Annotated in this window: 10 protein-coding genes; 4 read left to right on the top strand and 6 right to left on the bottom strand. The window is 60.9% G+C overall.

Annotation, left to right across the window (positions count from 1 at the left end; genetic code table 11):
* Positions 1-118 precede the first annotated feature (118 nt).
* Positions 119-1,315, bottom strand: a complete 1,197-nt coding sequence (locus tag RSW2DRAFT_RS10265; RefSeq protein ID WP_008030652.1) for an MFS transporter — start codon at positions 1,313-1,315, stop codon at positions 119-121.
* Between the two features lie 179 nt (positions 1,316-1,494).
* Here RSW2DRAFT_RS10265 and RSW2DRAFT_RS10260 point away from each other — a divergent pair, with 179 nt between their 5' ends.
* Together RSW2DRAFT_RS10260 and RSW2DRAFT_RS10255 are read left to right on the top strand one after the other, a co-directional pair.
* A complete protein-coding gene (locus tag RSW2DRAFT_RS10260) occupies positions 1,495-2,121 on the top strand; it encodes a cytochrome b/b6 domain-containing protein (RefSeq protein WP_232209678.1) in 627 nt (208 codons plus the stop codon).
* A 9-nt stretch (positions 2,122-2,130) separates the two neighbouring features.
* Positions 2,131-2,751: an undecaprenyl-diphosphatase gene (locus RSW2DRAFT_RS10255; protein ID WP_008030648.1), complete on the top strand. Its 621-nt coding sequence runs from the start codon at positions 2,131-2,133 to the stop codon at positions 2,749-2,751.
* A 22-nt stretch (positions 2,752-2,773) separates the two neighbouring features.
* Here the strand turns inward: RSW2DRAFT_RS10255 and RSW2DRAFT_RS10250 are convergent, their stop codons facing one another.
* From RSW2DRAFT_RS10250 to RSW2DRAFT_RS10240, 3 genes are read right to left on the bottom strand one after another with little or no spacing between them, the layout of a single operon-like run.
* A complete protein-coding gene (locus RSW2DRAFT_RS10250; protein WP_008030647.1) occupies positions 2,774-4,765 on the bottom strand; it encodes a bifunctional DedA family/phosphatase PAP2 family protein in 1,992 nt (663 codons plus the stop codon).
* A complete protein-coding gene (locus RSW2DRAFT_RS10245; protein WP_198008092.1) occupies positions 4,762-6,072 on the bottom strand; it encodes a sensor histidine kinase in 1,311 nt (436 codons plus the stop codon). The genes RSW2DRAFT_RS10250 and RSW2DRAFT_RS10245 overlap by 4 nt, the downstream gene beginning before the upstream one ends.
* A 40-nt stretch (positions 6,073-6,112) precedes the next feature.
* Positions 6,113-6,790, bottom strand: coding sequence for a winged helix-turn-helix domain-containing protein (locus tag RSW2DRAFT_RS10240; RefSeq protein ID WP_008030644.1), 678 nt, complete (start codon positions 6,788-6,790; stop codon positions 6,113-6,115).
* Positions 6,791-6,967: 177 nt separating this feature from the next.
* Here RSW2DRAFT_RS10240 and RSW2DRAFT_RS18310 point away from each other — a divergent pair, with 177 nt between their 5' ends.
* Together RSW2DRAFT_RS18310 and RSW2DRAFT_RS10230 are read left to right on the top strand one after the other, a co-directional pair.
* Positions 6,968-7,612, top strand: a complete 645-nt coding sequence (locus RSW2DRAFT_RS18310; protein ID WP_008030643.1) for a hypothetical protein — start codon at positions 6,968-6,970, stop codon at positions 7,610-7,612.
* Positions 7,609-8,430, top strand: coding sequence for a COG4705 family protein (locus tag RSW2DRAFT_RS10230; RefSeq protein WP_008030642.1), 822 nt, complete (start codon positions 7,609-7,611; stop codon positions 8,428-8,430). The genes RSW2DRAFT_RS18310 and RSW2DRAFT_RS10230 overlap by 4 nt, the downstream gene beginning before the upstream one ends.
* A 189-nt stretch (positions 8,431-8,619) precedes the next feature.
* On the opposite strand, the gene RSW2DRAFT_RS10225 is transcribed toward RSW2DRAFT_RS10230, so the two are convergent.
* Complete coding sequence (locus RSW2DRAFT_RS10225; RefSeq protein WP_008030640.1) at positions 8,620-9,933, bottom strand: type II toxin-antitoxin system HipA family toxin; 1,314 nt, start codon at positions 9,931-9,933, stop codon at positions 8,620-8,622.
* Complete coding sequence (locus tag RSW2DRAFT_RS10220) at positions 9,933-10,184, bottom strand: helix-turn-helix domain-containing protein (protein WP_008030639.1); 252 nt, start codon at positions 10,182-10,184, stop codon at positions 9,933-9,935. The genes RSW2DRAFT_RS10225 and RSW2DRAFT_RS10220 overlap by 1 nt, the downstream gene beginning before the upstream one ends.
* Positions 10,185-10,279 lie beyond the last annotated feature (95 nt).

The raw sequence follows: 10,279 nt of genomic DNA, 5'->3' as shown, positions 1-10,279 counted from the left end.
CGCCAGGGAACGCTTCTTTTTCATTTGTCTCTCCAGTCAATCATGGCCACGGGTTGCAGCCTGATGGAAGACAGATGGGGGTGCCATCTTACACGCGGCTTTCAGCGATATTACATCCTCAAGGTGCACGAAAGGTCGGCACATTTCCGCCGCGCTTTAATAGCAGAACGAGGGCGAGGGCGCTGAACGCAGCGCCTGTCAGAAAGGTCGCTGGCGCCCCGACACTGTCCCACAGAAGCCCGGCAACCAGGCTTGCGACCAGAAGCGCCACCCCGCTGACCAGATTGAAAAACCCGTAAGCCGTGCCACGCAAGTCTGCCGGGGCAGTGTCGGCCACCATGACGGCCATGAGGCCTTGCGTCATGCCCATGTGAACGCCCCACACCGCCACTCCGGCAAGAACCACGGCCCAATGAGCGGAGCTGGCCAGAATGAGGTCTGCCACGATCAGCAAGGCCAGACCCCCGATCAACAGGGATTTGTGGCTGACCCGATCCGAAAGGCGGCCCAGCGGGTAAGCCGACAGGGCATAGACCAGGTTCATCGCCACCATGACCAATGGCACAGTGGCTAGAGGAATGCCGCTTTGCTGCGCACGCAGGACCAGAAAAGCCTCGCTGAAGCGGGCCAGCGTAAAAACGGCGCCGATGCCGACAACCTGCCAGTAGGCGGGCGGCAGGCGGGCAAGACTAGCACGCCGTAGCGGGTTTTGCCGGATGGCTCCGGGTTTCAGCAGCGGCTCCTTCACGCCGAAAGCCAGCAGTGCCACAGCCATGGCACCCGGGATGACCGCCACCCAGAACACCGCCTGAAAATCGTTTGACCACAGCAGCATCAGTCCCACCGCAATCAGTGGCCCGGCAAAGGCGCCGACTGTGTCCAGCGACTGGCGCAGCCCAAATGCGGCGCCACGCAACTCGGGCGGAGCTAAATCTGCGACGAGCGCATCGCGCGGTGCGCCGCGAATACCCTTGCCCACGCGGTCCAGTAGGCGCGCGGTCAGCACGACACCTACGCTTGGCGCGAGGGCGAACAATGGCTTGGTAATCGCCCCAAGCCCATAGCCGATCAGCGCCAAGCCCTTACGCCGCCCGAACCAATCACTCAGCACGCCCGAAAACACCTTGACGATCAGCGCGGTTGCTTCAGCCAGCCCCTCGATCAACCCGATCATCAGCGCACTGGCCCCCAATGAGGTGATCATGAAAAGCGGCAGCAGGCTGTGGATCATCTCGGACGAGACATCCATTAGGAGACTGACGAAGCCCAGAATCCAGATGCCGGTCGGAATCTGGCTGCGGTTCGATGCGAACATGGTGCTTGCTCCGGGCGTTGAACGGACTGGGTTACACGCGGACTGTGCGTCGGCATCCTGCGATGGCGCAACCTCAGCGCCCTTCGGCAACCTTACAAATTATTGAGTTTGCGGAAAGGCTGGCGCGGTCTGTGAGACCTATTCGGGATCATCGCGCCAATTACCTTTGGTCGCCCCCATTGGAACACCTCATCATGCTAAGTCATGTCCAAAACACAAACCTTCCAACCCGGCACAATCGCGCAACCCGCTTTTTGCACGCAGGTCTGGCCCTCGCCATCGTGACCCAGCTTGTGACCAGTCTACAAATGCACGGACCGGACGATGTGCAGGCGGGCGACATTCTTTTTCAGGTTCACCGGTATTCGGGCCTTGCGGCCACGGTTATGGCATTCGGGCTGTGGGTGACAATTCTGGTGCGGTCGCGCGGCACTGACCTTGGCGCCTTGATGCCGTGGTTTTCTGGACGGCGCTTGATGGCACTGGGGCTGGACATCAAGGTGCATGCCGGAGCAGCGTTGAAGTTACGGCTTCCCGAGCATGATCCGCCGGCGGCGTTGCCTTCAGCCATTCATGGCCTTGGTCTTGTGCTGATCTCGGCGATGGCAGCCTCTGGCGCTGTTTATTTCGCACAGGTCGCTCTTGGCCTGCATTCGGCCGAACCAGATGGGATGATCGCGATGACGGTTCATCTGGCACTGGCCAATCTGGTTTGGGCCTACCTGATCGCCCACGCTAGCCTGGCCCTGCTGCGCCATTTGATGCAGTCGATGCGCCTGTCGACGATGTGGTCCTTGGGGCGGTAGGGCCTCGATATGACCTTGTCCGCAGTCGAGCTTTGGAATCAGAACGCCTTTCTTGTGATCAACGCCGGTGCGCAAGCACCGGCTCTTGTCATCGCGATTGCCAGAATGCTGGCAAGTTTGGCGATCTATCTCGCCATGATCCTGTTGATCATTGCATGGGTTCGGCGGGGCAAGACCGTAAGATTTGCTCTGCTGGATGCGACAGGCGCCGCTTTGATCGCCTTGGCCGCCGCTCAAGGGATCACGGCAACCTGGTATCACCCAAGACCCTTCGAGATCGGGTTGGGGCGTCAATTGCTGGACCATGCCGCAGAGGCATCGTTTCCCAGTGACCACGCCACACTGATGTTTTCTTTGGCAATACTTCTGCTTTGCCGGGCAGAAACGCGTCGCTGGGGCAGTGGGATGCTGCTGTTGGGCTTTGCCGTTGCGTGGTCGCGCATCTACCTCGGGGTTCATTTCCCTCTGGATATGCTCGGCGCGTTAGGCGTTGCGGCCTTTGCTTCCTCCTTGATCTGGATGGCCGGTCCAAGTCTTCACCGCTGGTTCTATCCCTTGCTGGTCTCGATCTACGAGACAGGGATTCATCGGCTTGGACTTCCAGGCTCCGTCTTCCCGCGCAAGTTATAGAAGCGAAGCCCTTGGCCGATCATTACTCTGCGACAGGCGGCAGATCGACAATCCTGCTCGGCTCCCCGACAGCTTGCGGCAGCGCCGCTGCCAATCCAGCCTTTTCGGTGGCCAACTGGTCAGGCACAATCGACGCCTCCTCTAGCTGCGCATATCCGAAAGCGACCGGGTCGAGCCGGTCCGCAGTCAGAGAAACCATCAAGAGCGGGTATTTGCTCGTCCTATTCTGCACCAAGGTTTGCGTTGCCCATATACGCAACACCAGGCGCTGATCGGTGCCGTCCATTTTGGTGAGGGTCGCCAAAGCTGTGCGGCCGAGATGCGTCATCGGCCAAGGCGCATGATCGGTAAGTGGCAGACGAGACGGCACGATTGCCGAAAGGATTTCGCCCGAAAGAGTGTTCTGCGAGGGTTGCCACCCGACAGCCTCGAAATCGTTCACAAGATCTGCAATGGGCCAGGTGGTTTGCACCAGCATGGGCTCGCCGGGGTCGCCATCCAGCAAGACGCGATGGGTGGGCTGCTTCTGCCAGCCAGTTGCCAACCAGTCACCTGCTGCAAGCGTCGTCACGGGTAGGATGGCGTCATACCGCGCAACTGCGGCAGACCAGCCAGTCCACACGTGAAGCGGCATGATGCCCAGCCCGATCACTATCAGCATAGCGGCAAACATCCGAAGGGGGAAAGTCACGACCCGCGCATGCAGCAACAGCGCCACGACGCTGACCACGGCACCACCGAACAGCATCCCCGCAAGTACATCGCTGGGCCAATGCGCCTGCAGATACACGCGCGACAATCCGATCAGCGCAATCAAGGTGGCGAAGCAACCATAGACCAAACCGCGAAACCGAGCTGGCAAGGCTTGCGCGACAAACAGCGCCAGCATCCCGAAAGTAATGGTGGCGGATGTCGAGTGGCCGCTCGGAAAGCTGAACTGGTCCGCACCCTGGTACATCGGGATTGGGCGCGAGCGTTGCAGCAGCGTCTTGAACAGGTCCACAAAGACCACGCCGGAAAGACTAGCTGTAGCCACTGCGACGGCAATCGCCCATTGACGACGGACCAACACAGCGGTGATCAGCAAAAGCGCTGCCGGGAACAGAACCCCAGCATCGCCCAGCATCGTGATACCGATCATGATGGAGGTCGCCCAATCTGTGCGCAAACCCTGCACAAACTGTCCAATGGCTGCATCCGCCAATGCCACTTCCGGATCGAAGATCACCGCGAAAAAGAGCAATGCAAATCCCGCAAGTGCACCAAGCGCCAACCCCATCAAGGCCGTCGCTTCCAGCGCTCCGTCGTGATTGCGCAGGACCCGCGCAAAGGCGCCGACGCGTCCTCCGCGCCGCTCCAGCCACACGGCAAGCCTGAACCGCACCAGATCCGCCGCCGGGATCAGAAGACCCCGCGCAACGCGCATTGCCAGCCACGCTAGGACCGCCGCCGCCGCGCCTAGGGCTGCGAGGATGGCAAATCGTGGATTGGCGGCGTGTGCGACCTGAAGCCCGCGCCCAAGTGCTATCGCAGGTAGCAGATGGACCGCCGCCCAGACGAACGCCGAGCCGACATTGACCAGCGCAAAACGGGTCGTGGTCATGCCCATCATGCCCGCGATCGTCGGTACAACGGCCTTCACGCCCGGGATGAAGCGGACAATGAAGATGCTCTTCCCGCCATGGCGCGCGATGAACTGCTCACCTTTCTCCATCAGCGTTGCGTAACGCGAGAATGGCCAGAAAGTGCGAATCCGTTCTTTCCAATGCACGCCAGCCCAGAACGACAGCGCATCCCCGGCAATTGCCCCGACAACTGTTGCTGCAAAGACCGGCAGAAGAGCCATCTTGCCCAACCCGATCAATGTGCCCAAGCCCACCAGAACAACAGTGGACGGCACGAAAAGACCGATGATCAGAAGCGCTTCACCAAAGGACACGAGAAAGGCGAAGAGGATCGCCAATGCCTGATGCGCACCCAGAAAATCCACGAAGTGAGTAAGCCATTGCATCATGTCCTGCGCTCGATCTGCGTAAAGCGCAATTCCACCCGCAGCCCTGGCACGGCGTCAGTCAGTGCCAGCTCAGCACTGTGCAGGTCCGCCACGGCCTTGATCAAAGCGAGCCCGAGCCCGGTGCCTTCGGTCGTCCGGCTTTTCTCCAACCGGTAAAGACGGCGCAGAACCTTGTCGCGTTGGTCGGCCGGTATACCCGGTCCGGAATCCTGGACCCAAGCTGTCACGTGGCCACCCTCAGTTGCCACAGCGCAGGTAATGGCGGTGCCGGGCGGGCAATGGCGGATCGTGTTCTCGATCAGGTTGGCAAAACACTGCGTCAGCAGTTCCCTGTCGCCGGTCACCCATGCTGGCCCGGTCACGTCGCGGTTCAGGGTCTGGCCTGCGTCTTCAGCGACGTCGACGTAGACATCTGCTATATCTGCTATCAGAAGGGCCAAATCGACGTCGGCGAACTTCTCCCGCCGCGCCCCAGACTCGATCTGCGTGATGCGCAAGAGGGCTGAGAATGTTTCGTTGATCGTGTCACTTTCGGTTATTGCGGCGCTCAGTTCCTGCTCGACGGGTAAGCCCCTGGCGGCGTTGGCGGCCGCACTCTCGATCCTGATCCGCAGCCGGTTCAAGGGCGTGCGCAGATCATGGGCGATGTCGTCGCTGACCTGTCGCATCGCCTCTACCAGCCCTTGCAAGCGCGCCAGGCTGGTATTGATCGCCCCCGAGATGCGATCCAGGTCATCGCCCCGCCCCGCTACCGGCAGCCGCGCCGACAGATCGCCATGTGCGACGCGGGCAGCAGCGGCCTCGGCATTCGCCAACCGTGCCTGTACACGAAGGGCCAGCACAGCACCTGCCGCGACGGTCGCAAGTACAGCGAACAGCGCCGCCCAGGCAAAGGCCCCCAGCACGATCTCTTGCAGATCATCCAGATCCGCGTTGGTGAGGCCGACAGTGACAGAATAGCTGCCAGCATCTCCGGAGAATACGCGATAGGGATAGTCGGTCTGTACACCAAGGCGCGCCGCCGGGACGGTGGACCAGCCTTGCGGTAATCCGGCGTCGCCGATGTTGCCAATCAATATGCGACCGTCCAAGTTTTTCAGCAGATACACCGTGGTGCGGTCCGGGCTCGCTTTGATGTGGGCGGCGAATATCTCGATCAGATCGGTTTCATCATCCTGCAGAATTGCCAGCTCCATCGCGGCGAAGATTTCGGTCACACGGGCATCCTGCCGTGCGACCAGCTGCGACTGCATAAGGCCATAGCCGACACCGCTGGCCAGCATGAGCGTTGTGAGAACCAGAAGCATTACCCCAAGCGCCAGCCGAAACGAGCTTTGCCGCAACAGATCAGCGGGGCGCATAGATCGAATAGCCCATGTTCTTGACGGTATGCAGCAGCGCCACGGCGAATGGCCGGTCAATTTTGGCGCGCAGGCGGCTGATGTGGGTTTCCACCACCGAGGTCTTTGGATCGAAGTGGAAATCCCAGACCCGCTCCAGCAGCATGGTGCGCGTGACCACCCGGCCCTCGTTGCGCATCAGCACCTCCAGCAGGGTGAACTCCTTGGGCAGTAGGTCAATCTGCTGACCTGCACGCCGGGCCTCGCGGCGCATCAGATCGAGTTCCAGATCGGCCACGCGCAGCAAGGTTTTCACCTCTTGCACGGGCGGACGACGGGCCAACGCGTTGACTCGGGCCATAAGTTCGGCAAAGGCAAAAGGCTTCGTCAGATAGTCATCGCCGCCGGCCTCCAGCCCCTCGACCCGGTCATCTATCCCGCCGAGGGCCGTCAGGAACAGCACGGGCGTCTTGCGCCCCGCCGCGCGCAGCGCTCTGACCAGCGACAGCCCGTCGATCCCGGGGATCATCCGGTCCACCACGAGCACGTCATAGCTTTCGCGAGTTGCCTGAAACAGGCCGTCAGTGCCGTCGGCCAGGATGTCGCAGACATGGCCGTTCTCGGACAGACCGCGCGCGACATAGTCGGCGGCAGAGGGGTCGTCCTCGATCAAAAGGATGCGCATGGAGGGCTTTGTCTTTCAGGGCTGCAAGTCATTCATTGCAGCATGAATGCATTTGCGGCTTAACACAAAGGTCGCAGGCACCATACAAATCTGTAAGTCGGGCGAAAGTTGGCGGTATGGCTGCCACTCTAGAGGCACCTCTGACGGGGCAAATCCGTACCCGACAGGAGCCCGAACATGAAACAACTTCTTCTTGCTACGGCGCTGATCGTCTTGCCGGTCGGTGCCTTTACCGCCTTCAATCTCTACCTGACAGGGCCGGGCGTGGCGGCCACCAGCACGACCGCTGCGCCGGGGCTCGGCGACATGTCTGCGTTCAGCGCCATCGTGACCGATGTGCAGACCATCGCAGCCACCGGCAATCTTGCAGCCGCGAAAGTCCGGATCAAAGATTTCGAGACGACTTGGGACGATCAGGCCACCTCGCTCCGCGCGCTTGATGGCAATGCGTGGGGGACCATCGACGATGCCGCCGATGCCGCCCTTGCGGCGCTGCGTGCCGGAACGCCCGACGCGGCAAACGTCGATGCTACGCTGACGGCCTTGCAAGCAACGCTGACCACTCCGATTGCGACTTCGGCTGCCTCGGTCGATGCCGTTCTTGTCGCAGGCATCGCTGTCACGGATGCCAACGGTCGCGCCTTGCCCTGCGAAGTCATGCTGAAGTCGGTGGCCGACGGCCTTGCTACCGCCAAACTGTCGGATGCAGATCATGCAGCCGCGGTCGGTTTCCAGACCAAGGCGCTTGAGCGTTGCAACGCGGATGATGATCAGCGGGCAGACGGGTTCTCGGCTCAGGCTTTGGCACTGGTGGCGAAATGAGCATCTCATCCTCCCTCACTAGCGCAACCGGCAAAACGCAAACCTCGCTCGGAACAGTGCCCGTGCTTGCCATGAATCGCGTGCCGGAAGTCACAGTCGATTTCTGGCTGATCAAGCTTATGGCCGTGACCATGGGTGAAACCGCCGCCGACTATCTGGCGGTCAACCTGGGCTTTGGCTTGACTGCGACCTCGTTGATCATGGCCGCCATCCTGATCGGTGCCCTGGTGCTGCAATTCGCACAGAAACGCTATGTACCGTGGTCCTACTGGCTGGCGGTGGTGCTGATCAGCATCGTCGGAACCTTGGTTACCGACAACTTGGTCGACAACTTCGGCGTTTCGCTGATTGCCACGACCATCGGCTTTTCGGTCGCCCTTGCTGCGACATTCGCAGTCTGGTTCGCATCAGAAAAAACCCTGTCGATCCACGCGATCTTCACGACAAAGCGCGAGGCGTTCTACTGGCTTGCGATCCTGTTCACCTTTGCCCTAGGCACTGCCGCAGGGGACTTGGTGGCGGAGCATTTCGGTCTTGGGTATCTGTCCACCGGCGTGCTCTTCGGGATGATCATCGCCTCGCTGGCCTTCGGGTACTTCTTCCTCAAGCTCGATCCGATCCTTGGCTTCTGGCTGGCCTACATCCTGACCCGCCCGCTTGGCGCGTCGTTTGGCGATCTTCTATCGCAACCGGCAGAGTACGGTGGCATGGGCCTTGGCACGATCATCACCAGCGCCCTTTTCCTGACGGCCATCGTCGCCATCGTGGCGTGGATGAGCCTGAAGCCGAAGCGACACGACGAGGCCGCACACGGCTGAACCGTGGCGTGACCGATATTCTTTCGGGGCCGACATTGTCGCCGGCCCCGACGACCGTTCCCCTCTCCTCTTCCGAAATGCCTTCAGTGCAAACGCTCGTGGCTTCTTATGCATTGATTGCACTCCTCCTGCCGACGGCGGGGAGAGATTCCACGGTAAACCTTCGGCTTTTCTTGGCGTGCCAATGGGCTAGTCGGCTGCAGCCCGAAGACGCGGTATCCGCTGGTCAAACCCGCGCTTCACAGAGTCGAAAAGCACACCGGGGAAACCGGCCGGCATGTCAGCAAGCGCCGTCGCAAATGCCTGCTCCGCTCTCGTGTGGATGTCCGTGAAGATACGCGCGACCTGTTCACGGGAAAACCCAGCAGCCAGACCCATCTCGACGAAGTGGCGACCCTGGATTTCGGAGACCTTGTAGTGACGGCTTTTCCCGGCTCGCATCGCAAGTTTCATGTCCTTGATCTGAAGCTGCCCGGCGTCTAGCGAAGGCTGGACTGTCAGCACATCGTAGAGGGGCGTCATGACGAAGCGGCCGCCCGGCATCAGCGCGATGCTGAAGTTCTTGGCATGTCCATCTGTGGCCCCGATCAACCAGAACAGAATGTTGGCCTTCAGGAAGTTCGCCCGGTCGCGCAGCGGCTCGTCACTACCCTGAAGCAGGCCGCAGATCTCAACGATTCCGGGACCGCCCTCGCTCTGGTACTTCCGGGTCGGCGGGACGGATAACGCTTGGCAGCAATCCTCCTGAGGCAGGCGGATCAGCCGACCGTCCCGCGCGCGCAGCCGGTCGAAACGCTCGATGACCAGCACCTTGGTACCTGCGAAAGTGACCATCTCAGTGTGAGCGACGGGCAGGCCGAACGCGGCCATCAGGCGTAGGCAGAAGTGCTCGTTCTCGACGCTGTCGGTCAGGTCCATGCCGTTGGGCAAGGTGCCGATCGCAGGCTTCAGGATATGGGTGGTTGGTGTCGTGCCGGTCGGTTCAACCCACTGGCCGTCATGGAACAGAAGTGCGGTCTTTTCCTGTGCCCCAGCAACCGAGATCCGGAAATCCCGCTCGGCCCGGATACCAAGCGGCGTGCGGCCAAGATCTTTTAGCATCGCGGCGATTTGGGCATCGCTGAGCGGTTCTCCCGTCATCACCCGGCTATCCCCGGGCTCTTCCCCCTCGGCGAGGAATTGCAGCGCGCCGACGCAGTCACGCCCGATCCGGGCCAGAAGGCTGTAAGCATCAACACCCTCCGCCCCAACCCGTTCCGCCACACGCCGACGGATGTCGTCACTGTCCGGCAGGAGGTTCTCGAAGACAGCGATAACTGGTTGGCCGACATAGCGCTCGGCCCGCAGGGGCAAGGAGCGTGAGATGGGCAGGGTGTTTTCCCAAGCCAGCCATTCCGGGGCATAGGTGAAGGCAAAGGCCCCGTTCGGGTCACGGAAATACTGCCCCACCTTGCGGCGGTTCATGTAGACGTCGAGCGGGGCATAGGCGCGCTTGCGCCCCATCAAAAGATGTCCTCAAGTTCGCCGGGCGTCATCTTGCTGCGGGGGACGATGTGCAGCTCGAGATCGAGGGCCGCGAGCAGATCGAAGATCGTGTCGACCTTTGCTCCGCTGGCGCTGGTCTCGATGTTGGAGACTGTGCGCTGCCAGATACCTGCGAGTGTAGCAAGGTCGGCCTGCGTCAAGTTCCGCGCCTTGCGCGCCTTGCGCAAGACGTTGCCGAGATCCTTCGTAGTGCGCGCGATCTGATCCATCTATCTGACCCTTTTAGAGGTAGCATGTTCTCTGGATCATAATTTGTCAATATATCTCTAAGATCATAAAAGCTTCCCATGATCCCGAGGTCCTA

The sequence above is a fragment of the Rhodobacter ferrooxidans genome, assembly GCF_000176015.1.
Lineage (GTDB): Bacteria > Pseudomonadota > Alphaproteobacteria > Rhodobacterales > Rhodobacteraceae > Pseudorhodobacter_B > Pseudorhodobacter_B ferrooxidans.
This window is presented reverse-complemented; position numbering and strand designations above follow the sequence as displayed.